Source organism: uncultured Dubosiella sp. (assembly GCF_964018005.1).
GTDB classification, from domain to species: Bacteria; Bacillota_I; Bacilli_A; order Erysipelotrichales; family Erysipelotrichaceae; genus Dubosiella; species Dubosiella muris.
In genome coordinates, this window is record NZ_CAXHOA010000008.1 from 47371 (window position 1) to 73316 (window position 25946).

Below are 25946 nucleotides of genomic sequence, written 5' to 3' on the forward strand. Positions count from 1 at the left end.
AAAAAATCACCGGTTTCCCCCTCGGTCCGATCGGTGACGTGTTCTTTCGCAAAATCTTGCGTATTCTAAAAAAAATCGTCCTTTTGGACGAATCGACCCCCGTGAACACGTCACCCCTCGTGTTTACAATTTTTTGTTTTTGTGGTTTTTTGTACGGTCCAGCTTCCCTCTCACCATAATGGCCTGCGATGAATAAATCAATTAAAGTACTCTTTTTTATGATACATTTTGATAAAAAATATAAAATCCCCATTTTTCCTTTAAATAAATCAAAATCAGTTCCTTTTTGATTTATGGAGGCCCAAAGGGAAAACGGTTTCATTTTGCCGGAAAATCAGGCGAAAACCATCCTTCGCGCGTCAGGGACTTGCATCAAAAAAAGGCCGACCCCTTTTGGGATCAGCCAACAAAAAAAGACTTAGCAACGTCCTATTTTCGCAGGCGCGAAGCCAACTATCGTCGGCGCAGAAGAGCTTGACTTCTGTGTTCGGTACGAGAACAGGTATTTCCTCTTCGCTATCATCACTAAATCCAAGAAAGAATATACACTTTTTCACTCCCGAACGCAAGAAAAAAATTGATTTTTTTTCTTAAAGAAATGGATCTTCTTTCCCGGATCGTCTTTTTATTCGATTTCGATGTAGGCGCCCTTCATTGGCGAAACCGCGAATTTGGAAAAAATAGCCAGCGCCCCCGACGAATACCGGCTTGGCCGCGCCTGCCACCGCGCTTTTCGCTGCTGGAGAACCGCCTCGACTTCGGATGGCGTTTTTTTCTGTCCGTGGATCCCGACGATTTCCAAAACCCGGCCCTTCACGTCCAAATGGATGAGGTCGCCTTCCTCGACAAGCGCAATCGGGCCGCCGGCCTGCGCTTCCGGCGACACATGACCGACGACCGGGCCGGTCGACGCGCCCGAAAATCGACCATCCGTAATCAACGCGATCGTTTTCCCCAGCTCCCGGTCCGAGGAAATCGCCTCCGACGTGTAAAACATTTCCGGCATGCCGCTTCCTTTGGGCCCCTCGTAGCGAATCAACACCGCGTCCCCCGGCTTGATGTCGTGATTCAAAACCGCCCGGATGGCTTCCTCTTCCGAGTCAAACGGACGCGCCCGCAATACCGCCTCAAACATCACCGGCGGACACGCAGTATGTTTGATCACCGCGCCTTCCGGCGCCAGGTTTCCTTTCAGCACCGCGATCGAGCCATCCTTGCCCAGCGCCTTTTCATAAGGGCGAATGATGTCTTCCTTTTTCAATCGCAAGCCGTATTGCCTGTTGATCGCCTCCAGCCGACGGGCGCACCGCTCGTAATATCCGTTTTCTTGCAGCAACCGCAAGTTTTCCCCCACGCTTTTGCCTGTGACGGTCATGCAGTCCAAATGCAGATGGTCCTTGATTTCCTCCATGATGGCCGGAACGCCGCCCGCTCCGCTAAAAAACGCCGCCGGCCAGCGCCCAGCCGGGCGCAAATCCAGCAAATAGCGGGCGTCGCGATGCAGTCTGTCAAACGTGTCCCCGTCAATCGAAATTCCCGCCTCGTGGGCGATCGCCGGCAAATGGAGCAGCGAGTTCGTGCTTCCCGAAATCGCCGCGTGCACAAGGATCGCGTTTTCAAACGCCTCCTTTGTCAGGATGGTGCGCGGACAAAGCGTCTGCTCGCGCGCCATGTCCACGATGCGCCGGCCCGCTTCCTGGGCGCATTGCTCCAAATCCCGGGAATCGGCGGGCAGCAACGCGCTGCCCGGCAGCGCGAGTCCGAGCGCTTCCGCCAGAATTTGCATCGTCGACGCCGTCCCGATAAAGGAGCACGCCCCGCATCCCGGACAGGCGTTTCCTTTCGCCCAATCCAGCGTTTCCTTGTCGATTTCGCCCCGTTCGTACCGGGCCGAGTACATGCCCAGCTGTTCGAGCGTCAGCAAATCCGGTCCGGCCGCCATCACGCCACCGGGCACGACGATCGAAGGAATGTTGACGCGCGCCAGCCCCATAAGCGAGGCGGGCAGCCCTTTATCGCAGCTGGCGATAAAAAGACCGCCGTCAAAGGGCGTGGCGCCGGCCTGGATCTCGATGAGGTTGGCCATCATTTCCCGGGAAGCCAGCGAATAGTTGATTCCGTCGGTTCCCTGGCTTTCGCCATCGCACATATCCGTCGTAAAATAGCGGGCGCCCTTGCCTCCCGCTTGCGCGACGCCCAGACGCGCCGCTTCCACGAGCCGGTCCAAATGGACCGATCCCGGATGCGAGTCGCCAAATGTGCTTTGAATGTAAATTTGCGGTTTCGCCAATTCGGCGTCCGTCCATCCCGTTCCCCGCCGCAGCGGATCCCATTCGGGCGCGATCGCCCGTGTCGCCTGGGAAGGCAGTGGTTTTTTGTTCATTTCTTCCTCCTAAAAAAGGACAGTGCCTCGTCCTTTTCGTCATTTCCACAAATAGTCAAAATATTCCTCGTTCAGCTGTTCCCAGCTCGCTTCGTTGTGCTCGCCATCCCGCACGACATGCGTCTTCGTCATCGCCGGCTGGACGAGCTGGGCGAAATGGTCGAGATACGGAAAGAGCTGAATGTGTCTTGAGCCAAACTCTTTTGTCCCCATACTTAAATACACCCGGGTATCGGGATGGATCCAGTCTTCTTTGATCTCGTGTTTCAGCTGCTCCGGGCAAACCATCAGCGAAGGCGACAAGCACGCCGCTTTGGAAAACACCTTGTTGTAGCGAATGACCGAGTAATACGCCATCAGCCCGCCCATCGAGCTGCCCGCGATGCCGGTCGCCTCCCGATCCGGATACGTCCGGAAGTTTTCGTCAATGTAAGGCTTGAGCGTGTTGACGACCCAGTCCATGAACAATTCCCCCTTGCCATGGATTTCTCCTAAAATCGAGGAGCGAACCTCGTAAGGACAATACTCGTCGAGCCGGTTGCGGCCGCGGTGGTCGCATTCGATTCCGACTACGAGAAAAGGTTTGTCGTAACGCGCTAAAAACGCGGCCAGTCCCCACGATTTCCCGTATGTGGCGTCGCCGTCGTCGAATAAATTATGCCCATCGTACATGTACATGACGGGATAGCGCTCGTCCCGCTGCTCATAGTCGTCGGGAACATAGACGTGGAGCGTCGTTTCCCGCTCGAGGGGATCGACGCGGAAAGGAATTTTAACAATCATAATCTAATCTCCTCCTATGCTTTCTGTGAAACTTTCGCCTTTATTATACGGGCTCCGGACGGAAATGAAAACGCCGCTTCGCACGATTTTTAAAGCGCTTTCGAACAAGTGCCCGGAAATGTCCAAACGGAAGAAAATGTATGGTTTCTTTTAAACATCTTGTGCTACAATGGGAACCTCCCATGAAATTTATGTGAAATAATGCATTGGTTAGCACTCCTGTTGAAACTTTGCTAAAAGAATGTATAATGGGTTTAACTTTAAGAAGGAGACTCGAATGAATCGAAATAAAAAGTCAAAAAAATCGCTTTACAACTACTATATGATCATCCTGCTCGTCATCCTGGTCCTCAACTGGGTCCTGATGCCGTTCCTCTCTTCCCAAAGCATTCAGGACGAGTCGTATTCGACGTTCCTGGATCAGGTGGAGGAAAAGAAAGTCGACAAAGTCCAAATCCAGGACAACACCATCACGTACACGCTCAAGGGCGACGAAAAACAGCGCTATGAAACGCTGGCGATGAACGATCCTGACCTTGTCAACCGCCTGCGCGACTCGGGTGCCACGTTCACCCAGGTTCCGACCAGTCAAATGAACCCAATTCTCATGTCGCTGATCTCGTTTTTCCTGCCGCTCCTCATTTTGTGGGGACTGGGCACGTGGTTTTTTCGCCGCATGCAAAAGAAAATGGGCGACATGCCAGACCAGATGTCCTTCACCCAGGGTGGTGGATTCGGCAGTGGTTTTGGCATGGGCAACCTGGGCAAAAGCAACGCCAAGGTGTATGTCGGCGAAAAGACAAAAACGACCTTCAAGGACGTTGCCGGCCAGGAGGAAGCCAAAGACAACTTGAAAGAAATCGTCGACTTTTTGAACAATCCGAAAAAGTATCAGGAAATCGGCGCGAAGATGCCAAAAGGTGCGCTGCTTGTCGGTCCTCCGGGAACTGGTAAAACCTTGCTTGCCAAAGCGGTTGCTGGCGAGGCGGGCGTGCCGTTCTTCTCGATTTCCGGTTCGGAATTTGTCGAAATGTTTGTCGGACGTGGCGCCGCCAAAGTGCGTGACCTGTTCAAGCAGGCGCGCGAAAAAGCGCCATGCATCGTCTTCATCGACGAGATCGACACCGTCGGGAAAAAACGTGACTCGGGCGGTATTTCCGGCAACGACGAGCGCGAGCAGACGCTCAACCAGCTGCTGGCCGAAATGGATGGATTCGACGGATCGAAAGGCGTCGTCCTGCTGGCGGCGACCAACCGGCCCGACACGCTGGACGCGGCCCTGACCCGTCCTGGACGTTTCGACCGCCGCATTCCGGTGGAACTGCCGGACTTGCAAGGGCGCGAAGCCATCTTGAAGCTGCACGCCGCCAATGTGAAAGCGTCGCCGGAAATCGACTACAACGCGGTTGCCCGAGCGGCTGCCGGATCGAGCGGTGCCGATTTGGCCAATATTATTAACGAGGGCGCGCTGCTCGCTGTCCGCGACGGACGCAAGCAGGTGACGCAGCGCGATTTGGAAGAGGCGATTGAAACCGTTATCGCCGGCGAGCAGAAAAAAGGCGCCGTCATCTCGCCAAAGGAACGAATGATCGTTTCCTATCACGAGATTGGCCACGCCCTGGTCGCCGCCAAGTCGAAAAACACGGCGCCGGTGCACAAGATCACGATTATTCCGCGCACGAAGGGCGCGCTTGGATACACGATGCAAGTCGAGGAAGAGGAAACGAATCTGCTTTCCAAAGAAGAGGCGTACCAGCGCATCATGACGTATTGTGGCGGACGCGCTGCCGAGGATCTTATCTTCAACTCGATCACAAGCGGCGCCAGCAACGATATCGAGCAGGCGACCAAGCTTGCCCGCGCCATGATCACGCGGCTGGGCATGTCGGATCACTTCGGCATGACCGCTCTGGAAACGGTCAACAACGCGTATTTGGGTGGCGACACGACGCTCGCCTGCTCGAATGAAACCGCGGCGCAAATCGACCAGGAAGTCATCGACTTGATCAAAAAGGCGTACAACGACGCGTACCAGATTCTTTCCGACAACAAAATGAAACTGCATGAACTCGCCAAATACCTGTACGAACAGGAAACGATTACCGGCGAGCAGTTCATGGAAATCCTGAACAAGCCGGCCGAACTGCCTGGCGGGCAAAACAACTAGTATATAAATTTTAAAAAAATTGGGAGATGTCAAAATGCCGACATCTCCTTTTTGATTGTTCCGTCAATGGATTTTTTTAGCCTCGATCGCATGCACATTTTGCGCTTCCATTCAGGCATCGCCTATTTTCATTTCAGTGTTGTAACGTTTTTCTGTCAAGAATTCGAGCTATTTGTAACGTTTTTCCATCAGCGACAAAAAAAGCCTTCAAATCGACCTATCTCTTTTCCAATCCGTATTTTTCGTGTCAATGGCTTTGTTTCGAAATTTCACTCCAAATCATTGAAATTCAGCCCGTTTTTTGCTTAAAATCATGCCTTTTTCAATCCAATTTCGAAATCTGGATATTTTGAGCAAAGCCAGTAAAAGAAAAATCTTCTGTTCTTATTCCTTCTTCTCTTTCCTTTATCCATACTTTTTCCCCTGTAAAAGGCCCGCAGTAGAGAAGCAATTTTTGAAATTTCGAAATTCAGCGAAAAAACCATGTTTTTTCCCCCGTTTTTTGCTCAAAAGCAGGCTATTTTTAGTTCTGTTTCGAAATTCGATAGTTATACTGATGTTTTTGTCTAAAAAAGCGGGAACGTGATTCTTGGATCCACTTCACGTTCCCGCTTTTCTTCTACGCGCGACGAATGCCCGCCATGGCGATTTGCTCGATTCCCATCGCCAGCGACGCACGTTGATCCTCCAGCACCCGGTTTTCTATGGCAGCCGCGCTCAAGCCATACTCCTCCATTAGCGCCGCCACGCTGCCGCTTTGGCCAAACCGATCCTCGATCGCGATCGACTTCACCTTTTGCGGCGCGTCCACCGTTTCCATAACAGCCGACCAAATGCCGCCCGCCTTCAAGTGTTCCTCCGCCACATACACGAGGTCGTAAGCGTTCACGATCTCGTCCAGCCGCGCTTTGTTGAGCGGTTTAATCGTCGACAAGTTGTACACCGCGCCGTCGATTCCCGCGCTTTCCAGCCGCTGGGCGGCATCGACGCACTCACGCACCATGACGCCGCTGGCGACAAACGCGATCGAACGCCCCGGCCGCACTTGCCGCAACTCCCCCGGCACAAACTCGTATGCATCGTCAAACACCGATTCGACCGCCGCTCTGGAAAGCCGCAAATAAGCCGGTCCCGGCACGCCGGCCAAATATCGAACCATGGCGGCCGCCTCCACGCTGTCGGCAGGCTGAAGCACCATCATCCCCGGCAGCATGCGCATCAAGCCGATATCCTCCACGCATTGATGGCTGCCTCCATCCTCGCCCACCGTGATCCCGGCGTGCGTCGCGCACAACTTCACATCCAGACCCGGGTAGGCGATGCTATTGCGCACCTGCTCGTACGCCCGCCCCGCCAGAAACATCGCGAAACTCGAAGCGAACGGCTTCAATCCCGAAACCGCCAGGCCCGCCGCGATGCCGACCATGTTCGCTTCCGCGATGCCCGTCTGCAAAAACTGCGCGGGAACCGCTTTTTTCGTTTCGTCCGTTTTCGTGGCCGGCGCCAAATCCGCATCCAGCGCGATGATGCGCGGATCGCGCGCGGCCGCTTCCGCCAGCGCCTTGCCAAACGCTTGTCTTGTTGCTTCTTTCATATTATGCCTCCAACTCCTCGTACGCCTGCCGCGCCTGCTCGGCGTTTGGCGCCTTGCCATGCCAGCCCGCGACATTTTCCATATACGACACGCCTTTTCCTTTTACCGTATGACAAACAAACGCGCTTGGCATCCCGCTTCCTTTTGCGCAAGCGACCGCCGTTTCGATTTGCCCGAAATCGTGGCCGTCGATTTCCAGCACGTTCCAGCCAAACGCCTTCAACGCGCCGGCATAGTCGTCCATTCCGCCCACGTCGAGCACCTTGCCGTCGATCTGCAATCCGTTTTCATCCAAAAACAACGTCAAATTGGCCAGTTTGTATTTGGCGGCCGCCATGACGGCTTCCCAAATCTGTCCTTCCTCGAACTCGCCATCGCCGCATACGCACCACGTCCGGCGCGCACGCCCCAAGTACCGGTCCGCCCACGCCATACCGACAGCAACCGACAGCCCCTGCCCCAGCGAGCCGGTGCTCATATCCACATCGGGAAGGTCCGCCATGTTGGGATGGCCTTGCAGCCGGGATCCCAGCTTGCGCAGCGTGAGCAGTTCCTCAGGGTCGATCCGCTCATGCACCGCGAGCTGGGCGTACAGGGCCGGGGCGGCGTGCCCTTTAGAAAGCACGAGCCGGTCCCGCATTGGGTCGTTCAAGTCGATTTCCTCGTCGTAAAGCCAGGTGAGCACATCCGTGCACGACAACGATCCGCCCGGATGGCCCGAGCCAGCGGCGGCGACCATCTCGACAATGTGGCGGCGCGCCTGGCGGCTGTGCGAAAGAAGAATGCTGGTGTTCATACGTTTATCGCTCCAATCTTTTCGAATTTTTCTCAATATTTTCGTTTACGCTTGAAATATAGCAGAATATTTTCGAATTCGCAACAATTATTTTCGAATATTTTCGTTTATGGCGGAATAAAATAAAAAACCGAAAGAAATCAATTTTCTTCCGGAATAATGAAATGGTCGGGAACCTCCTGGTCGGTGCGGTCGGTGATGATGCCGTCAAACTCGTCCAGATCCGCGAAGCTGTAAAACCCTTTGATTTTTTGCTTCGAGCTGTCGATAATCAAAAACGATTTTTCCGCCAGCTTCATCGCCTTTTTTTTCACTTCCGCCGTTTCCAGCTCGGCAGTGTACGCTTTCCGCCGGTCGATATCCACCCCGGCGCAGCTCAAAAACGCGTATTGAAAGTTGAACGAATCCAGATCCGCCAGCGCGGCGGGCCCGAGATTCATTTTATATTGCGGGCTGTAGTTGCCGCCAATCATGAACAATTCGCCATTCTCGCTCGTAAAGCTGTTCAAAATAATTTGGCTGTGCGTCACGACCCGCACCCGTTTTCCTTTGAGATGATCCAAAATCGTGGCGAACGTCGTGCCCCCGTCAATAAAGATACAGTCGTCGTCCTGGACGAGGCTGGCCGCGTACCGGCACAACGCGTCTTTTTCCGCCTGCTCGTGGCCCTGCCGGTCGTCCATGTCCTTTTCCGATGATTGCGTCAAAATGCCCCGGGTGCGCCGGCTCTTGGCCCCGCCATGCACGCGGATGACGCGCCCTTGTTTTTCGAGCTCTTTGCAGTCGGAACGAATCGTCGGCTCGCTCACTTGCAGCGCGCCAGCCAGATCCCGCGTAGACACGTACCCTTTTTCGTTGGTCATCTGCTCGATTCGGCTCAGCCTTTCTTCTGCCATCATTCCATCACCCCCGCTTCCGGATGGCTTGTCGGTCTTATTGTATCTCTTTTTCGTTTTCGAAACAAAAGGAAAAGGCACGAAAGCAAACAGACAAAGGTTGTCCTTCGCAAAAGACAAAGGATGTCTGTTCATGAAAGCGTTTTCCTGTAATAATGAAAGCGTCAAAGGAGGAATGGATATGGATGCTGGAAAACGGGAAATCGAATTGATCCGGCTGCTTGGCAAAGCAGACCGGCCATTGCGGCTGGACGCAGTCGCGGCTTCGCTCAACGTTTCCGAAAAGACGATCCGCAGAGATTTGAGGCGCCTCAATCACGCTCTAAAGGATACGGAATGCTCCATCGTCCTGCAAAAAGGCGCTTGCTCGCTGCAAGGCCCCTCCCGCGAACGACTGGCCTCCCTGCTGGAGGCCCGGCTGGACATTCCGGAAACCCAGTCCGAGCGCGTATGCTGGCTGGCCGGTTTCTTCTTAATGAACGAAACCGCCAGCGTTCCCGATCTGGCGGCCCGGTTGTACGTCAGCGAGTCGACCATCAAAAACGACATCCACCTTGTAAAAGAGGATCTGGACGGATTCGGCCTTTCCCTCGTCCGGTTCGGACAAGGACTTCGGCTCGAAGGCGGCGAGGAACAAATCCGCAGCTGTCTGCTCCACTTGATCCGCAGCGGAAAAATCAGCCCCGACTTCGGACTGCAAGCCATGCAGCAGCGCCGCATCCACGAACTCGTCGAAGACGCGCTGGACGCGGAAAACCTCGCTCTCAGCGAGGCGGGAATCGCCAACTTGTTCCTGCACGTGCAAGTCGCGCTGTTCCGGCTGCAAAAAGGCATGGCGCTCTCCTGCGCCCACGCGGCGCCCCGCCAGTTTCTCCAGCCCGCCACGCGGCTGGCCGATGATTTGAAACACGCGGTGCAAATCGAGCTGCCCGATGGCGAAATCGAAAACCTGGCCTGGCACATGGCCGCCCAAAAACGATCGCTCTCGTTTCGGTTCGACGCCCAAACGAGCCAGTCTTTGGACAAGGCGGTACAAAAAAGCCTCGTGGAAGTCGACCATTTGTATGGAACCGGCCTTCGTCAAGATTCCGTACTCATCGACGGGCTCGTCGCGCATTTAAGCGTCGCCCTCGTGCGGCTCAAGCGCGGCATGGTCATCGAGAATCCGATTTTGGACGACATTCGCCGCCAGTATCCGTACGCGATGGAACTGGCGCAAATCTTGTCCGTCCGGCTTCAGTCGCTTTTTGGCTGCATGTTTCCGCTAACGGAAGTCGGCTATTTGGCCGTGCACATCGGCGGCTCCCTCTTCCGGGGCCGCTACGGAAAGGACCGGCGCAAAAAAGTGGCGCTCGTCTGCACAACCGGCATGGGAACCAGCTTGCTGCTGCTCGCCAAAATCAACGACATCTTCCGCGAACAGCTCGATTTGACCGGCACGTTTACGATGCGGCAGGCCACGACGCTTCGTCCCCGGGACGCCGACTTGATTTTGTCGACGGTGCAGCTTCCCTCGGAAGTCAGCCTGCCCTGGATCCACATCTCGCCGCTGCTTGCCGAACAGGACATTCGCTCCATTCAACGGTTCATCCAAACGGATGGCGAACCCGTTCCGATTCGCGCGCTGTTCCAACCGTCTTTGTTTTTCGACCATTTGCCGCCCATGAGCCGGCAGGAGGTTTTGGACGTCTTGTCGAACCGGTTGTGGCGCGAAGGCTTCGTGGACGAAACGGCGCGCGACTCGTTTTGGCAGCGCGAACAACTCGGCACGACGGAAATCGGCAATTTGCTGGCGGTGCCGCACTGCATGGCGGGGACGGTTGTTCGTCCGGCGATCGCGGTCGCGGTGCTGGAAAAACCAATCGTCTGGGAATACGGCATGGTCCAGGTCGTGCTCATGATCGCCGTCAGCAAGGAATTCCTGAAAAAGGAAAACGGATTTTTTCTCCGGCTTTACCAGCGGCTCAACACAACGATGAAAATAAAAGAATTTATCAATACACGGCATCTTGATCTTTTGATGGATGCGTTCAATGAGGAGGACATTTTATGAAAAAGAAAATTCTTGTCGCCTGCGGCGCAGGCGTATGCACCAGCACGGTGGCTTTGCAAAAACTACAAGCGAAAATGGCGGAAGAAGGGCTGGCGGATCAAGTCGCCTATGGACAATGCTCCGTGGCCGACTTGCCGATGAACGCCGAAAACTATGATGTCGTCGTCACCACGTCCCGCGTGGAAGGCGACTATGGCACGCCCGTCGTGTTCGGCCTTCCCTTCATCACTTCCATCGGCATGGACGATTGCGTCGACGAAATTCTCGACATTTTGGAGCTGTAGATCATGGATACCAGTTTGATTTTCCTCGATGCCGATTTCGCCTCGAAGGACGAGCTGTTCGAAACGATGAGCGGCTGGCTGCTCGAGCACGGCTACGTCAACGACACGTACCAAGGCGCTCTGGCCCGGCGCGAGCGGCAGTTTCCAACCGGATTGAAAATTCCGGGACACCAGCTGGCCATCCCGCACACGGACAGCGAATGCATCGAGCGGCCCGGCCTGGTGTTCATCCGGCCGCGAAAACCGCTCGCATTTCAGGAAATGTGCTCGGGCGACCCGGTGGACGCGGAAATGATTTTTATCCTTCTTGTCAAAAACAAAAGCGACCAAATGCCGTTGCTTTCCGGTTTGATGTCCCGCTTTAACGACCGGGCGCTCATGGACCGCCTGTCCAGCGAGAAAAAGCCGGAAGTCATTGCCGAATTGCTCAAAAGTTGTGTGAAAGGAGATGCAGTATGTCTGTCATAACAAACGCGATTCAGTTTATTATTGATCTTGGCCCAACGGTCATGATGCCGATCTTGATTACGCTCATCGGTGTGTGCATCCGCGTTCCGTTCCTGCGCGCCTTAAAAGGCGGCCTTCTAGTCGGAATCGGCTTTATCGGATTGAACGCCACCGTCACGATTTTGACGGACGTCGTCCAGCCCGCGGTCGACAACATGGTCAAGCTGTTTGGATTGAATTTGACCGTCATCGACGTTGGATGGCCAAGCGCCTCGGCCATCGCCTTCGGAACGGCGGTCGGCGTCACGATGATTCCCCTTGGCATCCTGATCAACGTCATCATGCTTTTGACCAAATCCACCAAAACCGTGGACGTCGACATTTGGGACTTCTGGCATTTCGCCTTTTCCGGCTCGATCGTCTACGCCTTGACCCACAACATGTTTTTATCGCTCATCCTCGCTTCCGTGAACATGGTCGTCATCATGGTCATCGCCGACCGCATGGCCAAGGCGACCGAGGAAGTGCTCGGCTTGCCGGGCATCACGTTCCCGCACGGGCTGGCGGCCTCGTTCGTTCCCATCGCCTGGGTCATGGATAAAGCGATCGACAAAGTGCCCGGTTTGAACAAGATTCATTTGGACGAGAAAACCATCAACAAGAAAATGGGCCTGTTTGGCGACCCGGCCATCCTCGGTCTGATCGTCGGCGTGCTGCTGGGCGTCGCGGGCTTCGCCTTCATGCCAGAGCTCTCCGTTTCGGAAAAGATTTCGCAAATCCTTGTGATGGGCGTCACCGTGTCGGCCGTTTTGGTCATCACGCCAAAGATGGCCGCCATCCTCATGGAAGGCATCATCCCGGTTTCCGAAGGCATCCAGGCCATCATTCAGAAAAAATTCGCCGGACGCAAAGTGTACATCGGGTTGGATTGCGCTGCCGGTATCGGCCATCCGGTCGTGCTGGCGATGTCCGTGCTCATGGTACCCGTCACTCTGCTGCTGGCCATCGTTTTGCCAGGCAACGAGTTCCTGCCGCTTGTGGGCTTGTGCGGCATCTGCTTCCAGTTCCCGCTCATCGTCGCCGTCACGAAAGGCGACTTCTTCCGCACGTTCCTGATTGGCATCGTCGTCATGGGCGGCGGACTGATGATCGGCACGAGTCTGGCACCGCTCTTCACGAGCGCGGCAGCCGCAAGCCACTTCCCGATTCCGGAAGGCGCGACGCTCATTTCTAGCATCGACTACGGCTCGAACCCGATTCCATGGCTGCTTGTCCATGTCGTAAACAACGGCTGGATCTGGATCGCACTGCTCATCGTGGCCACCCTTGGCCTGGCGATGTGGAACCGCAAAAAAATTCTCGAAGAGGAAAAACTCGACGCGGCGGCGGATGCCGAAAAACAAAAACAACGCGAAGCGAGAAGAGCTGCACGCAAAGCCGCGGCCAAACAAACCGCGCTCGAGGAAACCGAGCTGGAAACAGGTTTGCAAGATGCTTGACGCGCTCAAACGCGAAGTATGGAAACAAAACCTTCGCCTTCGCGATCTTGACCTCGTGCTGTTCACCTGGGGCAACGTGTCCGCGATCGAGCGCGAAAGCGGCCTGGTCGTCATCAAGCCAAGCGGCGTCGCCTACGAAACGATGCGTCCCGAAGACATGGTCGTCGTCGATTTAAACGGACACGTCGTCGAAGGCAGCCTTCGTCCCAGCTCCGACTTGCCGACCCATTTGGCATTGTACCGGGCCGATCCCTCCATTGGCGGCATCGTCCACACGCATTCGACATGGGCGACCGCGTTCGCGCAAGCCGGCAAAGACCTGCCTGCATTCGGCACGACGCACGCCGACTACTTCCGGGGCAGCATCCCCTGCACCCGCGCCATGCGCCCGGACGAAACAAAAGCCGAATACGAAAAAAACACCGGAAACGTCATTGTCGAAACGTTCCAGACCCGAACCATCGCCATGTCCGACACCCCGGCGGTTCTCGTGAAAAACCACGGCCCCTTTGCCTGGGGAAAAGACGCCGGCGAAGCGGTATACCACGCCAAAGTGCTTGAGGAAACCGCGAAAATGGCGGCCATCACCACGATGGTGTGCCCAAACGCCGCGCCCGCCCCGCGCCATTTGATTGAAAAACACTTTACCCGAAAACACGGTCCGCACGCGTATTACGGACAATCCCGATAAACCTTAACCAAAACGAGCGTCTCCCTAAAACCGCTCGTTTTTTTGCCGGTATGCGACGATTGGATCAAGCTGGTCCTCGGAACAAAACGAAATGCGACTTCCATACGTCGCTAAAAAAGCCTCGTTTTCCGCTTCCAGCCCCTTTTTGACAATCATGGTTTTCATCATCCACATCATCACCCGATGCAAAACCGAAAGCCGCCTGTAGTCGATGGCGCCCCGCACGCAAAAGAGCGGACCATCCCAATCCTTGAACGCGGCACGCGCGTTGCGTTCGATTTCCCGCCGCGTTTTCTCCTCCTTCGGATCGGCCAGACCGCACGACACGAGCGTGAATTTGGTGCCGTCTATCCGCTTTTGAAACGTCTTCGCCCCCTTGAAGCCGCCCGCGTATAAGCCGCTCACAAACACGACCGGCTCCTTCGCGCCACGAAACGACTCGACAGACACGACCTCCTCGCCCAGCTTTTCCCCCAGCTTTTCGGCGTACCACTTCGCCGTTCCATAATGACTGCCATACACGATCATCTTCCCATTCCTCCTGTTTTCCGTTATTATGAAGGCAATGCGTTTTTCCCGCAACCACGCGGCACAAACAGGAAGGAAGTGCGCCATGCTCGACGATCCCAAATCCCAAACCCGCTTTTATTTACGCAAGGCGTTTTACGAATGCCTTGCCCAAGACGCCCCGCTGACCATCACGCGCCTATGCGACCAGGCCGGCGTCGGCCGCCGCACCTTTTACCGCCACTACGACGGGCTGGACGGCGTGTTCGCCGACTGCCTGGAACAACTGCTCACTCGCTACCAGGACGCCGTTTCCCCGCTGCAAACGTACGACCTCGAACAAATCGCCACCGAGTTTTTCTCATTTTGGAAACAGCAGAAAAAAGAGCTTTTGCTGTTGCGCCGCTACGACGCGCAAAAGCTCCACTATGGCTTGCTTTCGGGTGGCATCCGGCTCGTCCAGGCCCGCTCGAACCACCGCTTCGCCTTGTTTTCGACGTATTCGGCCGGCGGCTTTCTCGCCCTGCTGAACGAGTGGATCGAGGAAGATATGCGAACGCCCGTCGATCAGCTCGTTTCCCGCCTCGTTTCGGAAGCGCGCAGCGCGTCTTTCAACGCCTTCGCCAGCTCGTAAACCGCCTGCGGCGCCTTCTCTTTGTGTCGGGCGCAAAGATCGACAAACGCGCTGCCGACAATGACGCTATCAGCCATATCCGCCATCGCCTCCGCCTGCTTTGGCGTCGAAATGCCAAAGCCGATCGCGCACGGACAGTCCGTATGCGCCCTGACCTGGCGCACGACGTGTTCCAGTTCGTTCGAAAACGAGGAGCGCATCCCCGTCGTTCCTAACGAGGAGACGCAATACACGAAACCTTCGGCGTCTTTAACGATCGAAGGGATCCGGGCTCCCGACGTCGGCGCCACGAGCGGGATCCACGCCACGCCATGGGCCCGGGCCGCCGTTTCGAACTCCGCTTTTTCCTCGTACGGCACATCCGGCAAAATGACGCCCTCGATGCCGGTTTCCCCGCATCGTTTCATAAACGCCTCCACGCCGTAGGCGAATACGACATTGGCGTACGTCATGACGACCAACGGAATCGTCGTCTTTTCGCGTACCTGCTTGACCATCGCGAACACGTCATCGGCCACGATGTGGTTTTTCAATGCCCGCTCGCTGGCCGCGGCGATGACTTCCCCTTCCGCGACCGGATCGGAAAACGGGATACCTAGCTCGATCAAGTCGGCGCCCGCCTGTTCCAGCGCCAAAATGTTTTCTTTCGTCGTTCGCAAATCGGGATCGCCGCACATCACATACGCGATCAGCGCCTTGCGCGCGAATACTTTCCTACGCATCGACTTGCTCTCCTTTCCAGCGCGCGATCATCGCGCAATCCTTGTCGCCACGGCCCGAAACCGTCACGACGATCGTCTCGTCCTTGCCCATGTTTGGCGCCGCCTCCATCACGTACGCCAAAGCGTGGGCGCTCTCGATCGCCGGAATGACGCCTTCCATCTTCGACACGTACTCGAACGCCTGCACGGCTTGCTCGTCCGTGATGGCCACGTATTCGGCCCGGCCCCGGTCGTGCAAATCGGCGTGTTCCGGACCGACACCCGGATAGTCCAGACCGGCCGAGATGCACGTCACCGGCGCGATCTGTCCATGCTCGTCCTGGCAAAAATACGACTTCATCCCGTGGAAGATGCCCGGCTTGCCAACGTGGATCGTCGCCGCGCTTTCAGGCGCGTCCACCCCGGTCCCAGCCGCTTCGCATCCGACCAGGCGCACCGCCTCGTCGCCGATGTAGTCGTAAAAGCTGCCAATCGCGTTGGAGCCGCCGCCCACGCACGCCACCACCATGTCCGGCAACCGCCCTTCTGTCTCCAGCATTTGCGCTTTGGATTCCCTGGAAATGACGGCCTGGAAATCGCGCACCATCGTCGGAAACGGATGCGGTCCCATGACGCTGCCCAGGCAGTAATGGGTGTCGTCCAGACGCCGGGTCCACTCGCGCATCGCCTCGTTGACCGCGTCTTTCAATGTCGCCGTGCCCGACGTCACCGGCACGACCCGGGCGCCAAGCAGCTTCATCTTGTACACGTTGAGCGCCTGCCGTTCGGTATCCTTCTTGCCCATGTACACGACACATTCCATCCCAAAGAGCGCCGCGGCCGTCGCCGTCGCCACGCCGTGCTGTCCGGCGCCCGTTTCCGCGATCAGCCGGGTCTTCCCCATCTTTTTAGCGAGCAGCGCCTGGCCAAGCACGTTGTTGATTTTATGGGCGCCCGTATGGTTCAAATCCTCGCGCTTCATGTAAATTTTCGCGCCACCCAAATCCTCGGTCATGTTTTTCGCGTAGTACAACCGTGAAGGCCGGTTGGCGTACTGCGCCAGCAATTCGCCTAGCTCCTGTTGAAACGCCGGGTCGTTTTTATAGCGCTCGTACGCCTGCTCGAGCTCCTCCAGGGCGCCCATCAGCGTTTCCGGCACATACTGGCCGCCATGCCGGCCAAATCTTCCTTTGCTCATTGTCTTTCCCTCCTGCATCGCGCGATCAGCGCTTTCATTTTTTCTCCATCTTTTTTTTGGTCCGTCTCCACCGCCGAGGACACGTCGATCCACGACGCCCCCGCCTGGCGCGCCGCCTCCACAAGCGCGACATCCACGCCGCCAGCCAGCCCAAATGGACGCGTCATGCCCTTCAGCAGTGTCCAGTCAAACGGCTTTCCCTGCCCTTTGCCTCCATCCAGCAAAACGAAATCCGCGCCGCTTTTTTGCGCCATCGCGATGTCCTGTTCGCTTTTGACTTCAAACGCGCGCAGGACAGGCCGGCCGGTTTTCTCGCGCAGCCACGCCACGTCCGCTTCCGATTGGCTGCCATGCAGCTGCGCCATCGCGATCACGCCGTCCTCCAGGAGCGAGGCGATCGTGTCCAGCGGACAGTCGACAAAGACGCCGACGACGCCGATGCCTTCGTCCACTCGTTTCGACAACGCACGGGCCTGCTCGATCGTCACCGAGCGAAACGAAGAGGGCACGTCGATGACCAGCCCGATCCAGTCGGGACGGTACGCGTTGACCAGATCCACATCGACCGCGGAGCGGATGCCGCAAATCTTCACCCGCATCGCGTTTCTCCTTTGAGCGCGGTCAGCATCGCCCGTTTGTCTGGCGCGCGCATCAAGGTTTCGCCAATGAGCACGGCGTCGACGCCGGCTTTCTCAAGCATTTCGATTTGCTCGCGCGTTCGATAGCCCGACTCGGCCACGAACACGATGTCCTCGTTTTTGACAAGCGTCCGCAAGCGAGGGGCCCGCGAGAGGTCGACGTGGAAATCGCGCAGATCCCGGTTGTTCACGCCAAGCAGGCGCGCTCCGCATTGTAGCGCCATGTGCAGCTGCGCTTCGGTGCGCACTTCGACAAGCGGGTCCATGCCCAGCTGGTTGGCAAGCGCGATCGCGCGGCGCAATTCGTCGGGTGTCAGCAGCTCCACGATCAGCAACACGCCGGCCGCGCCCATGACGGCCGCCTGCACAATCATGTACTCGTCGACGACGAAATCCTTGCGCAGCACCGGCACGTCGACCGCCTGGCAAATGGCTTCCAGCGCCGCGTCGCTGCCTTGAAAATACGCGGGCTCCGTCAAACACGAAATCGCGCTGGCACCTGCCTCTTCGTACGCTTTGGCGATGCGCACCGGATCGAACACCGGGGCGATGACGCCTTTGGATGGCGAGGCTTTTTTCACCTCGCAAAGAAACGCGAGCGGTTCGGCTTTGAGCGCCTCGTACAACGACGGATGAGCCGGAATCGGGCGCGCTTTCAGCTGTTCGAGCGGCACCCGTTCCTTTTCCCGGGCGATCCGCTCTCTTGTGCTTTGCGCGATCGTCTGCAAAAGATCAGCCATGGCTTTCCTCCACGAACGTATCAAGCGTTCGCAGCGCCGTGCCCGAATCAATGAGGCGCTCGGCCAGACGGACTCCCTCCGCGATGGACGCCGCTTTTTGGGCCACGTACAAAGCCGCTCCGGCGTTCATGCATACGATATGGCGGCGCGGGCCGCGCTCTTCGCCGGCCAGGATCGCGCGAGTCGTTTTCGCGTTTTCCATAGCGTTTTGGCCGGCAAGCTCTTCTTTTTGGCAAACCGGATAGCCAAAATCGGCGGGCGCGATCGTGTACGTCTTTCTCGTTTTCCCGTCGATTTCGCATACGAGAGTCGGCGCGCTGGCGGAAATCTCGTCCAAACCATCCATGCCGCAGACGACCAGTCCCCGCTTGACGCCAAGCTTGACGAGCGCCTGCGCCATTGGCTCGACTAGACCGGGCTCGTACACGCCAAGCACCTGCCGACAAGCACCGGCCGGATTGGTGAGCGGGCCGAGCAAATTGAAAATCGTCGGCATGCCTAGCTCCTTGCGCACGGGCGCGGCGTAGCGCATCGCCCGGTGATGGTTGGGCGCGAACAAAAAACAAAAGTTCGTCGTTTCAAGCAGCTGCCGGCACCGGCTGGCGTCGACGTCCAAATTGGCCCCGAGCGCTTCGAGACAATCGGCCGCCCCGCTTTGGGAAGTCACGGCCCGGTTGCCGTGCTTGGCGACTTTGACGCCCGCGCTGGCGATGACGAACGCCGACGTCGTGGATATGTTGAACGTGCCGGCGTGGTCGCCGCCGGTGCCGACGATTTCCAGCGCGTCGCTGGCGTCCCGGACGGCGATGGCTTGCGCGCGCATGCCCTGGGCGGAGCCGACGATTTCGTCGACGCTTGGCTTTTTCATGGCGAGCGCCACCAAGTACGACGCGATCTGGCTGGCGGTGCACCGGCCTGTCATCATCTCTTCCATGACGGAACGCGCCATGGCGCAGGAAAGATTTTCATAGGTGGATAGTTTTTGAACGGCTTCGGTAATCATGCGAGCACTCCTTTCATAAAATTGGCGAAAATTTGCGAACCGCAAGGCGTCAGTACGGATTCGGGGTGGAACTGGCCACCGAACACGGGATACGTGGTGTGTTCGATGGCCATGATCTCCCCGTCGCCTGTGGCGCTGGCGATCAGCTCTGGGGGCAGGTCGTCGACGACGAGCGAGTGGTAGCGCCCGGCTTCGAATCGTTTCATTCCTTCAAACAACACCGAGGGATGACACACGTCGACGCGCCCGGCCTTGCCATGGACGATGGATGAGGCGGGACGGATCGTGGCGCCAAACGCGGCCGCGATCGCCTGATGGCCAAGGCATACGCCCAAAATCGGCACGTGCTTGTAAAAACGGCGGATGACGTCCACGCAAATGCCGGCGTTTTCGGGCCGGCCCGGGCCTGGCGATAGCACGATGGCGGCCGGATCCAGCACTTCGATCTGCTCAAGCGTCAGCGCGTCGTTGCGCGCGACATAGACGGTGTCGAACGCGCCCATGAGCTGCGCGAGGTTGTACGTGAACGAGTCGTAGTTGTCAATGAGCAAAAGCATGGCTTTCTCCTTCCAGCGCCTGCACGATGGCGCGCGCTTTGTTTTGGCATTCACAAACTTCGTGTTCCGGAACGGAATCGAATACGATGCCGGCGCCGCTTTGCACCCGGACGACACCGTTTTGCAGCGTCGCGAACCGGATCGCGATGCAGAAGTCGAGGCGGCCGCTAAAATCCATGAAGCCGAACGCCCCGCCATACACGCCGCGCGGCGCGGATTCGAGCTCGTCGATGATCTCGCACGCCCGGATCTTGGGCGCGCCCGAGAGCGTGCCGGCCGGAAGCGTGGAAAACAGGGCGTCGAGCGCGGTTTTGCCGGGCGCGAGAACGCCGGTGATCGTGGACGACAAGTGCATGACTTGCGCGCATTTTACGACGTCGAGCGTGCGGGTCACGTCCACGCTGCCGCACCGGCACACCTTGCCGAGGTCGTTGCGGCCCAGATCAACGAGCATACGGTGTTCCGCGAGCTCCTTTTCATCGCGCAGCAAATCCCGCATGAGCCGCTCGTCTTCGTGTGGCTCCTTTGCCCGCTTGCACGTGCCCGCCAGCGGAAACGTGGCGACGTGGTCGTGGTCGACGCGCACAAGCGTTTCCGGGCTCGAGCCCGCCATTTCGATGTCCTGCCCGGCAAAGTAAAACAGGTACGGGCCCGGGTTGGTTTGGCGCAGCGTTTCGTATACGGAAAACAACGAGCCATCGGCCAAAGCGGTGCAAGGATTGGAGAGCACGACTTGAAAGATCTCGCCTTGCTCGATGTAGCGTTTCGCCTGCTTGACCATCGCCTCGTAGCGGGTGGTTGGACAGGCGGGGCGCAGCGGCTGGCGCAGGCGCAGCAGCGGATGGGCCTTTGTTTGGGGGCCGTCCAGCGTTTGGCACATGGCCTCGATGCGCAAGACGGCTTCGTCATAGCCGCGGTTTGGGTCGTCTTTCACGATGCCGGCGATCAGGATCATTTGCTCGTTTTGGAAGTCGAACACGATCAGGTCGTTGACGAGAAAGAGCTCCATGGCGTTCGTGTCGCCGGTTCGCAACGCGAGCGTTGGTTCGGTGTACTGAATGAAATCGTACGCGAAATAGCCGGCGAGCCCGCCGCAAAAATACGGATAAAGCGCGGGCGTCTTGTAGTCCAAAAGCAGCCGCTCGAGCGCGTTTTTTGGATCGGAAACGACTGTCGATGTCGTTTGGACGTGCGTGGCGTCCTCGATCGTGAGGACGTTTCCTTTGAGCGTGATGCGTTTCTCGAACCGGACGCCGACGTAGGTGAAGGCGTCGGGCTCGTCGCTTTCGAGCGCAAAACCGGGCGTGCCGAATGCGTGGAATTTTTGAAAAACCTCCTGAGGGGTGTTTTTCATTGGCAAAATTTCCGTCAGGGGCAGCCGCCTGGCGCCGGTGCCGGAAAACAGATCGTGAATTTGTTTGCGTGTTTGCATACGTTTCTCCTTTGATGCAAAAAGCTCGTCCTTGACGAAGCTTTTCGCTTTCGTCAAGGACGAGCTGTGTCTGTATACGGCCCGCGGTGCCACCTTGATTCTTCAAAAGAAGCGCTTGGAGAATGCTGTCACATTCCTGATCTTTGACGCAGATCGTACGTCATGGAGTACTCGGCGTTCGCCTTTGACCATGCCCTCGGCGGTCCATTTGGCCGTCCGCCTTTCCATCCGGCTTCCACCCTCCCGGACTCTCTATGGGCGCGTAACGACTTTGATCTCCGCTTCATCGGTTTGTTGGGTTCACAATACAGAACAATGAAAGAAATGTCAAATAGTTTCATCTTTTTTCATCTGTTTTCATCGCATCCGTTTTTTCCTATGGGCATTTTTTTCGCATTCTTTTTTAAAATCGCCGATAATAAAGCTATTAGAAAACGAGGTAATTTTATGGACGCACAAGTCATGAGAGATTTTGTTTACGGACTCTTTGTCCTGACTGGGGGGCACGACGGAAAAAACTCCGGCTGCATCATCAACACGGCGATTCAGGCTTCGGAAAACCCGGATATCATTACCGTCAGCGTAAGCAAGGACAGTTATACCCGCGAACTCATTCAGCAATCGAGAAAATTCAACATTTCCATTCTCGATGAAAAGGCGCCGTTCGATTTGTTCAAGCATTTTGGCTTCCAGTCGGGGCGCACGTTCGATAAATTTGGAAGCTACGAGCATAAGGCCGTTTCGGAAAACGGATTGTATTATGTCACCGAAGGCACGAACGCGTTCATCAGCTGCGAGGTCGACCAGGAAATCGACCTGGGCTCCCACGTGATGTTTGTCGCCTACGTGACGGAGGCGAAGACGATTTCCGACGTGCCAAGCGCCAGCTATTCGTACTATCACGCCCACATCAAGCCGAAGTTCGAAGACAAAAAAACGACAACAGGCAAAAAGGGATGGCGCTGCGTCATTTGCGGCTACATTTACGACCAGCCGGATCTGCCTGCGGACTACATTTGTCCTTGGTGCAAGCATCCCGCTTCCGATTTTGAGGAGATCGACTTATAAAAAGCGAAAAAAGAGGCGTTTAAACCTCTTCTTCCAGCGCGCGAACCGCTTCGCGCGTTTTTTCTTCGATTTTTTCAAACTGGCCGGCCGCGATCCACTCTTTTTTCACCATCCAGCTGCCGCCCACACAAACGACAGAACCGGATCGCAAATAGGCGTTCATGTTTTTCAGACCGATGCCGCCGGTTGGCATGAATCGCATGAAAGGATACGGGGCGCTCATGGCCTGGATCCTGGCGAGTCCGCCGGCTGGCTCGGCCGGGAAAAACTTCACAAGGCGAAGGCCGAGCCGGTCGCATGTCTGCACGTCGCTTGGGGTCATGACGCCAGGGCAAACCGGCGCGTGGCGATCGAGGGCGTGGCGAATCAATGCCTCGTCGGTGGCGGGCATGACGAGAAAATCCGCGCCGGCGTCCAGCGCCTCGTCCGCCATCGTTTCCGTTAAAATCGTACCGGCGCCGACAAGCATTGTCGGAAAGGCGGCTTTCATCGCCTGGATCGACGCTTTCGCGGCGGGCGTCCGAAACGTCACCTCGGCGATTGGCAAGCCGCCGGAAACGAGCGCCCGGGCAAGCGGCACGGCGTCAGCCACGTCGTCGATCACGACGACGGGCACGATTTTGTGCTTGGCGAGAATTTGTTCCAGGCTCATACGTGGGCTTCCTCCAAATCGAATCCAAAGTAGCGTACCGCGTTGTTGTAGGAGATGTTTTCCATCAGCTTCTTCAACGCTTTTTCGTCGTTTGGATACTCGCCGTTTTCCACCCAGCCGCCAAGCAGATTGGCTAAAATGCGGCGGAAGTACTCATGTCGCGTGTACGACAGGAAGCTGCGCGAATCGGTGAGCATGCCGACAAAATTGCCGAGCACGGACAAGTTGGCCAGCCGGGTCATCTGGTCGATCATGCCTTGCTTGTTGTCGTTGAACCACCAGGCCGAGCCTTGCTGGATCTTGCCTTGAGCGTCGCTGTTTTGGAAGGCGCCCAGCAGCGTGCCGATTGGCGCGTCGTCGTTTGGATTGAGCGAATACAAAATGGTTTTTGGCAGGGCGTCTTCTTTTTCGAGCGCGTCCAGAAAACGGGAAACGGGTTCGATCGGGGTGTATGATCCAATCGAGTCGTAGCCGGTGTCCGGTCCGAGGGTTTCGAACATTTTCGTGTTGTTGTCGCGGATGGCGCCATAATGGATTTCCATCACTAAATCGCGTTTGGCGTATTGTTTGGCCAAATGCAGCAGCAGGGCGGTCTTGTATTGTTCCTGCTCTTTCCGGCTCAAGCTTTCGTTGCGGCGCGCTTTTTGGAAGATGGCTTCCAGTTCGGCGTCGGATGCCGGCTCGAATACCATGTAGTCGATGCCGTGGTCGGTGGATTTGGTGCCCATGGACACGAAGAAGTCGAGGCGCCGGTCGAGTGCTTGAAGCAAATCGGCGAAGCTTTCGATGGGCATTCCGGCGCTGTCGGCCAGGCGCTTCACGTAGTCGTTCCAGCCTTGTTTTTCGATTTTGTATACCGCGTCCGGACGCCAGGCCGGGATGATTTGCACGTCGAATGCCGGATCCTGGGCGATTTGCGCGTGGTATTCGAGCGAGTCGGCGGGATCGTCGGTCGTGCAGACGAGCCGCACGTTGGATTCGCGAATGAAATCCCGGGCGCTTTTTTTCGCGAGCACCTCGTTGGCCAGATTCCATACGTCTTCGGCGGTTTCGCCGTTGAGCACGCCTTCGTAGCCAAAATATTTTTTGAGTTCCAGATGCGACCAGTGCACCATCGGATTGCCGATCGCGTTTTCGAGCGTTTCGGCGAATTTTTGAAACTTTTCGCGGTCGGACGCGTCGCCGGTGATGTACGCCTCGTCGACGCCGTTGGAGCGCATAAGACGCCATTTGTAGTGGTCGCCACCCAGCCAGATTTGGGTAATGTTTTCAAACTGGCGGTCTTCCGCGATTTCTTTTGGCGAAAGATGGCAATGGTAGTCTAAGATTGGCATCGACTCGGCGTAGTCGTGGTATAAATGTTTCGCCGTGTCGTTTTCCAGTAGAAAATCGTTGTCCATAAATGATTTCATGTTTTGAACCTCCTGCGCGAGCGGTTTCGATTCCGCGAGGGATCTTCTTTACGCCCACAAATTATATGAAAGCCTTTACATCACAAATTTAAGAGGATTCGCCGGATATCGCAAGCGAAATACTTTCAAAACCGTCTTTTTTCGCTTCTTTTTTGTGTTTTTGAACCGGTTCAGGTGTAAGCCTTTACATTCGATCGAAAAAACTTGACCAAAAAGATGGACTTTGCCGGCAAGTGGGTTATCATAGGAACAAGGAGTATTCCACTATGAACATTTACGACATTTCCAAGCAGTCCGGCGTCAGCATCGCCACGGTTTCGCGCGTCCTTAACAATTCGGGGTACGTGTCGGAAAAGACCCGGGCGAAGGTGCTGAAGGTCATCGAGCAAAACAACTATTCGCCCAACGCGTTCGCGCGCGGCATGGCCAACTCGACCATGTCCACGATTGGCATTTTATGCTCGGACGCCGGCGACTTGTACCAGGCGCAATGCATCCACTTTTTGGAGCCGCTGCTGAAAAAGAAAGAGTTTGCCGCCATCGTCAGCTGTACAGGCTACGACGAGAAAAATCAGGAAAACGACTTGCAGCTGCTTTTGGAGCGCAACGTCGACGCCTTGATTTTGATTGGTTCCCATTTTATTAGCGAAAATCCGAAGAAAAACGAGTATATCGTCAAGGCGGCCCAGCGGATCCCGGTTTGTCTTTTGAACGGGTTTCTGGATGCCGAAAACGTCTTTTGCGTGCTGCATGACGACGAGGAGGCCGCCCGCAAGCTGACCGACCTGGTGCTGGAGCGCGGCTCGCGCGCGCCTGTTTTTTTATTCCGCCACGATTCGGGCTCCACGCAAAGAAAACGACAAGGCTTTTTGGACGCGTGCGCCCGCCATGGCGTGACGGGGATAGAAAAGCGGGTTGGCGGCGACTTTGAGGAGATCGGCCGCGCCCTTTTGGACTTGCTTCAGGAAGAAGGCGCGTACGACGCCCTGGTGGCTTGCGACGACGAGATCGCGGTCGCGGCGCTCAAAAGCTGCCAAAAGGCGGGGATTTCGGTTCCGGACGAGATGCAGGTGACCGGCTTCAACGCGTCTGTCCTTTCCCGGGCTTGCTCGCCGGAGCTGACAAGCTACGACAACCGGCTCGCGTTTATGTGCGAGGCGGGCATGAACGCGATCATGCTGGCGCTTCACCATGAAGACTATCCGCTCAAAACGACGTACAACGGCAAACTCGTCGAGCGGGATTCGACCAGAAAATAGGAAAGATCGGCCGGGATCTTTCCTTTTTGTTGCGAAGCGAAAAAGAATGTGTCATACTATTTCAAATTTGAAGTGTTAAGAGAGGGGACTTTTATGAGCAGCGACACGACGAGTATTGGTTTCGCCCAAAAGGTGCTGCGTGACTACACGCAGACGATGAAGCCGCTTGCGAAGGCTTGCGGCTGCTCATCCACCGCGGTCGATATCATTTTGTTTTTGGGGAACAATCCGGCGTACACGCTCGCCCGCGACATCGTCGAGATCCGGGGCATCCGGGCCAATCTTGTTTCCATGAATTTGGAAACGATGGAAAAAGAAGGCTACGTGACGATTCAAACGAGCGCGCGCGACCGGCGGCAAAAGGAAATTCATTTAACGCAAAAAGCGCGGCCGATTCTTGAAAAAGGCCAGGCGCTTCAATCTCTTTTTTTCGATCGGATCTTTGCGGGGATCGACCCGCAGGATCAGGAAACGTTTGTGCGGGTGTTCAAGACGATTGTGGACAATCTTGACAAAAAAAACAAAAAGATTCAGGAATCAGGCGCCTGAATC

General features: G+C 56.4%; 25 protein-coding genes and 1 rRNA gene. 10 read left to right on the forward strand and 16 right to left on the reverse strand.

Features of this window, described 5'->3' with window-relative positions:
• Positions 1-416 precede the first annotated feature (416 nt).
• The 3 genes from rrf to ABNS49_RS07020 all read right to left on the reverse strand — a co-directional run bounded on the left by rrf (position 417) and on the right by ABNS49_RS07020 (position 3166).
• Positions 417-530: ribosomal RNA gene (rrf, locus tag ABNS49_RS07010) — 5S ribosomal RNA — on the reverse strand.
• Between the two features lie 95 nt (positions 531-625).
• Positions 626-2383: a dihydroxy-acid dehydratase gene (ilvD, locus tag ABNS49_RS07015; protein WP_135980108.1), complete on the reverse strand. Its 1758-nt coding sequence runs from the start codon at positions 2381-2383 to the stop codon at positions 626-628.
• Between the two features lie 39 nt (positions 2384-2422).
• Positions 2423-3166 carry an alpha/beta hydrolase-fold protein gene (locus ABNS49_RS07020; protein ID WP_135980107.1) on the reverse strand — a complete coding sequence of 248 codons (744 nt, stop codon included), beginning with the start codon at positions 3164-3166 and terminating at the stop codon, positions 2423-2425.
• 277 nt (positions 3167-3443) lie between these two features.
• Here ABNS49_RS07020 and ftsH point away from each other — a divergent pair, with 277 nt between their 5' ends.
• Positions 3444-5333, forward strand: coding sequence for an ATP-dependent zinc metalloprotease FtsH (gene ftsH, locus ABNS49_RS07025; protein WP_135980106.1), 1890 nt, complete (start codon positions 3444-3446; stop codon positions 5331-5333).
• 619 nt (positions 5334-5952) lie between these two features.
• Here ftsH and ABNS49_RS07030 read toward each other — a convergent pair.
• The 3 genes from ABNS49_RS07030 to ABNS49_RS07040 all read right to left on the reverse strand — a co-directional run bounded on the left by ABNS49_RS07030 (position 5953) and on the right by ABNS49_RS07040 (position 8622).
• Positions 5953-6927: a transketolase C-terminal domain-containing protein gene (locus ABNS49_RS07030; protein WP_135980105.1), complete on the reverse strand. Its 975-nt coding sequence runs from the start codon at positions 6925-6927 to the stop codon at positions 5953-5955.
• A gap of 1 nt (position 6928) precedes the next feature.
• A complete protein-coding gene (locus ABNS49_RS07035) occupies positions 6929-7750 on the reverse strand; it encodes a transketolase (RefSeq protein ID WP_277820800.1) in 822 nt (273 codons plus the stop codon).
• Positions 7751-7863: 113 nt separating this feature from the next.
• On the reverse strand, positions 7864-8622 hold the full coding sequence (locus ABNS49_RS07040; RefSeq protein WP_135980103.1) for a DeoR/GlpR family DNA-binding transcription regulator: 759 nt from the start codon (positions 8620-8622) through the stop codon (positions 7864-7866).
• A gap of 178 nt (positions 8623-8800) precedes the next feature.
• Here ABNS49_RS07040 and ABNS49_RS07045 point away from each other — a divergent pair, with 178 nt between their 5' ends.
• From ABNS49_RS07045 to ABNS49_RS07065, 5 genes are read left to right on the forward strand one after another with little or no spacing between them, the layout of a single operon-like run.
• Entirely contained in the window at positions 8801-10672 is a 1872-nt protein-coding gene (locus ABNS49_RS07045) for a BglG family transcription antiterminator (protein WP_168353571.1), read from the forward strand.
• Positions 10669-10956: a PTS sugar transporter subunit IIB gene (locus ABNS49_RS07050; protein WP_016318293.1), complete on the forward strand. Its 288-nt coding sequence runs from the start codon at positions 10669-10671 to the stop codon at positions 10954-10956. Before ABNS49_RS07045 ends, ABNS49_RS07050 begins: the two co-directional genes overlap by 4 nt.
• A 3-nt stretch (positions 10957-10959) precedes the next feature.
• Positions 10960-11424 carry a PTS sugar transporter subunit IIA gene (locus tag ABNS49_RS07055; RefSeq protein WP_135980101.1) on the forward strand — a complete coding sequence of 155 codons (465 nt, stop codon included), beginning with the start codon at positions 10960-10962 and terminating at the stop codon, positions 11422-11424.
• Positions 11412-12902: a PTS transporter subunit IIC gene (locus tag ABNS49_RS07060; RefSeq protein WP_135980100.1), complete on the forward strand. Its 1491-nt coding sequence runs from the start codon at positions 11412-11414 to the stop codon at positions 12900-12902. The genes ABNS49_RS07055 and ABNS49_RS07060 overlap by 13 nt, the downstream gene beginning before the upstream one ends.
• Positions 12895-13593, forward strand: a complete 699-nt coding sequence (locus ABNS49_RS07065) for an L-ribulose-5-phosphate 4-epimerase (protein ID WP_135980131.1) — start codon at positions 12895-12897, stop codon at positions 13591-13593. Before ABNS49_RS07060 ends, ABNS49_RS07065 begins: the two co-directional genes overlap by 8 nt.
• A 24-nt stretch (positions 13594-13617) precedes the next feature.
• On the opposite strand, the gene ABNS49_RS07070 is transcribed toward ABNS49_RS07065, so the two are convergent.
• The gene (locus ABNS49_RS07070) at positions 13618-14121 is read right to left on the reverse strand and encodes a flavodoxin domain-containing protein (RefSeq protein WP_168353570.1); all 504 of its coding nucleotides are present in this window, start codon (positions 14119-14121) and stop codon (positions 13618-13620) included.
• A gap of 85 nt (positions 14122-14206) precedes the next feature.
• Here ABNS49_RS07070 and ABNS49_RS07075 point away from each other — a divergent pair, with 85 nt between their 5' ends.
• On the forward strand, positions 14207-14734 hold the full coding sequence (locus ABNS49_RS07075; protein ID WP_135980098.1) for a TetR/AcrR family transcriptional regulator: 528 nt from the start codon (positions 14207-14209) through the stop codon (positions 14732-14734).
• Here the strand turns inward: ABNS49_RS07075 and trpA are convergent.
• The 7 genes from trpA to ABNS49_RS07110 are packed head-to-tail and all read right to left on the reverse strand — an operon-like array spanning position 14668 to position 21003.
• A complete protein-coding gene (trpA, locus tag ABNS49_RS07080) occupies positions 14668-15456 on the reverse strand; it encodes a tryptophan synthase subunit alpha (protein ID WP_135980097.1) in 789 nt (262 codons plus the stop codon). The genes ABNS49_RS07075 and trpA overlap by 67 nt on opposite strands.
• Complete coding sequence (gene trpB, locus ABNS49_RS07085; RefSeq protein ID WP_135980096.1) at positions 15449-16633, reverse strand: tryptophan synthase subunit beta; 1185 nt, start codon at positions 16631-16633, stop codon at positions 15449-15451. The genes trpA and trpB overlap by 8 nt, the downstream gene beginning before the upstream one ends.
• A complete protein-coding gene (locus tag ABNS49_RS07090; RefSeq protein WP_289197064.1) occupies positions 16630-17232 on the reverse strand; it encodes a phosphoribosylanthranilate isomerase in 603 nt (200 codons plus the stop codon). The genes trpB and ABNS49_RS07090 overlap by 4 nt, the downstream gene beginning before the upstream one ends.
• A complete protein-coding gene (gene trpC / locus ABNS49_RS07095) occupies positions 17223-18011 on the reverse strand; it encodes an indole-3-glycerol phosphate synthase TrpC (RefSeq protein WP_135980094.1) in 789 nt (262 codons plus the stop codon). The genes ABNS49_RS07090 and trpC overlap by 10 nt, the downstream gene beginning before the upstream one ends.
• Positions 18004-19014: an anthranilate phosphoribosyltransferase gene (gene trpD / locus ABNS49_RS07100; RefSeq protein ID WP_135980093.1), complete on the reverse strand. Its 1011-nt coding sequence runs from the start codon at positions 19012-19014 to the stop codon at positions 18004-18006. Before trpD ends, trpC begins: the two co-directional genes overlap by 8 nt.
• The gene (locus ABNS49_RS07105; protein WP_348688129.1) at positions 19011-19571 is read right to left on the reverse strand and encodes an aminodeoxychorismate/anthranilate synthase component II; all 561 of its coding nucleotides are present in this window, start codon (positions 19569-19571) and stop codon (positions 19011-19013) included. The genes trpD and ABNS49_RS07105 overlap by 4 nt, the downstream gene beginning before the upstream one ends.
• Entirely contained in the window at positions 19555-21003 is a 1449-nt protein-coding gene (locus ABNS49_RS07110) for a chorismate-binding protein (RefSeq protein WP_288341433.1), read from the reverse strand. Before ABNS49_RS07110 ends, ABNS49_RS07105 begins: the two co-directional genes overlap by 17 nt.
• Positions 21004-21450: 447 nt before the next feature.
• Here ABNS49_RS07110 and ABNS49_RS07115 point away from each other — a divergent pair, with 447 nt between their 5' ends.
• Positions 21451-22071 carry a flavin reductase gene (locus ABNS49_RS07115; protein WP_135980090.1) on the forward strand — a complete coding sequence of 207 codons (621 nt, stop codon included), beginning with the start codon at positions 21451-21453 and terminating at the stop codon, positions 22069-22071.
• Positions 22072-22090: 19 nt separating this feature from the next.
• Here ABNS49_RS07115 and eda read toward each other — a convergent pair whose 3' ends face one another.
• Positions 22091-22723, reverse strand: a complete 633-nt coding sequence (gene eda, locus ABNS49_RS07120) for a bifunctional 4-hydroxy-2-oxoglutarate aldolase/2-dehydro-3-deoxy-phosphogluconate aldolase (protein WP_288341436.1) — start codon at positions 22721-22723, stop codon at positions 22091-22093.
• Positions 22720-24135: a glucuronate isomerase gene (gene uxaC / locus ABNS49_RS07125; RefSeq protein WP_135980088.1), complete on the reverse strand. Its 1416-nt coding sequence runs from the start codon at positions 24133-24135 to the stop codon at positions 22720-22722. The genes eda and uxaC overlap by 4 nt, the downstream gene beginning before the upstream one ends.
• A 266-nt stretch (positions 24136-24401) precedes the next feature.
• Between uxaC and ABNS49_RS07130 the strand changes: the two genes are divergently transcribed.
• Positions 24402-25394: a LacI family DNA-binding transcriptional regulator gene (locus ABNS49_RS07130; RefSeq protein ID WP_135980087.1), complete on the forward strand. Its 993-nt coding sequence runs from the start codon at positions 24402-24404 to the stop codon at positions 25392-25394.
• A gap of 93 nt (positions 25395-25487) precedes the next feature.
• A complete protein-coding gene (locus ABNS49_RS07135) occupies positions 25488-25943 on the forward strand; it encodes a MarR family transcriptional regulator (RefSeq protein WP_277820795.1) in 456 nt (151 codons plus the stop codon).
• Positions 25944-25946: the final 3 nt, after the last annotated feature.

Bases quoted from the DNA above. Each gene is read 5' to 3' on its own strand.
- ilvD (WP_135980108.1), bottom strand. From the start codon at position 2,383: ATGAACAAAAAACCACTGCCTTCCCAGGCGACACGGGCGATCGCGCCC.
- ABNS49_RS07020 (WP_135980107.1), bottom strand. From the start codon at position 3,166: ATGATTGTTAAAATTCCTTTCCGCGTCGATCCCCTCGAGCGGGAAACG.
- ftsH (WP_135980106.1), top strand. From the start codon at position 3,444: ATGAATCGAAATAAAAAGTCAAAAAAATCGCTTTACAACTACTATATG.
- ABNS49_RS07030 (WP_135980105.1), bottom strand. From the start codon at position 6,927: ATGAAAGAAGCAACAAGACAAGCGTTTGGCAAGGCGCTGGCGGAAGCG.
- ABNS49_RS07040 (WP_135980103.1), bottom strand. From the start codon at position 8,622: ATGATGGCAGAAGAAAGGCTGAGCCGAATCGAGCAGATGACCAACGAA.
- ABNS49_RS07045 (WP_168353571.1), top strand. From the start codon at position 8,801: ATGGATGCTGGAAAACGGGAAATCGAATTGATCCGGCTGCTTGGCAAA.
- ABNS49_RS07050 (WP_016318293.1), top strand. From the start codon at position 10,669: ATGAAAAAGAAAATTCTTGTCGCCTGCGGCGCAGGCGTATGCACCAGC.
- ABNS49_RS07055 (WP_135980101.1), top strand. From the start codon at position 10,960: ATGGATACCAGTTTGATTTTCCTCGATGCCGATTTCGCCTCGAAGGAC.
- ABNS49_RS07060 (WP_135980100.1), top strand. From the start codon at position 11,412: ATGTCTGTCATAACAAACGCGATTCAGTTTATTATTGATCTTGGCCCA.
- ABNS49_RS07065 (WP_135980131.1), top strand. From the start codon at position 12,895: ATGCTTGACGCGCTCAAACGCGAAGTATGGAAACAAAACCTTCGCCTT.
- ABNS49_RS07070 (WP_168353570.1), bottom strand. From the start codon at position 14,121: ATGATCGTGTATGGCAGTCATTATGGAACGGCGAAGTGGTACGCCGAA.
- ABNS49_RS07075 (WP_135980098.1), top strand. From the start codon at position 14,207: ATGCTCGACGATCCCAAATCCCAAACCCGCTTTTATTTACGCAAGGCG.
- trpA (WP_135980097.1), bottom strand. From the start codon at position 15,456: ATGCGTAGGAAAGTATTCGCGCGCAAGGCGCTGATCGCGTATGTGATG.
- trpB (WP_135980096.1), bottom strand. From the start codon at position 16,633: ATGAGCAAAGGAAGATTTGGCCGGCATGGCGGCCAGTATGTGCCGGAA.
- ABNS49_RS07090 (WP_289197064.1), bottom strand. From the start codon at position 17,232: ATGCGGGTGAAGATTTGCGGCATCCGCTCCGCGGTCGATGTGGATCTG.
- trpC (WP_135980094.1), bottom strand. From the start codon at position 18,011: ATGGCTGATCTTTTGCAGACGATCGCGCAAAGCACAAGAGAGCGGATC.
- trpD (WP_135980093.1), bottom strand. From the start codon at position 19,014: ATGATTACCGAAGCCGTTCAAAAACTATCCACCTATGAAAATCTTTCC.
- ABNS49_RS07105 (WP_348688129.1), bottom strand. From the start codon at position 19,571: ATGCTTTTGCTCATTGACAACTACGACTCGTTCACGTACAACCTCGCG.
- ABNS49_RS07110 (WP_288341433.1), bottom strand. From the start codon at position 21,003: ATGCAAACACGCAAACAAATTCACGATCTGTTTTCCGGCACCGGCGCC.
- ABNS49_RS07115 (WP_135980090.1), top strand. From the start codon at position 21,451: ATGGACGCACAAGTCATGAGAGATTTTGTTTACGGACTCTTTGTCCTG.
- eda (WP_288341436.1), bottom strand. From the start codon at position 22,723: ATGAGCCTGGAACAAATTCTCGCCAAGCACAAAATCGTGCCCGTCGTC.
- uxaC (WP_135980088.1), bottom strand. From the start codon at position 24,135: ATGAAATCATTTATGGACAACGATTTTCTACTGGAAAACGACACGGCG.
- ABNS49_RS07130 (WP_135980087.1), top strand. From the start codon at position 24,402: ATGAACATTTACGACATTTCCAAGCAGTCCGGCGTCAGCATCGCCACG.
- ABNS49_RS07135 (WP_277820795.1), top strand. From the start codon at position 25,488: ATGAGCAGCGACACGACGAGTATTGGTTTCGCCCAAAAGGTGCTGCGT.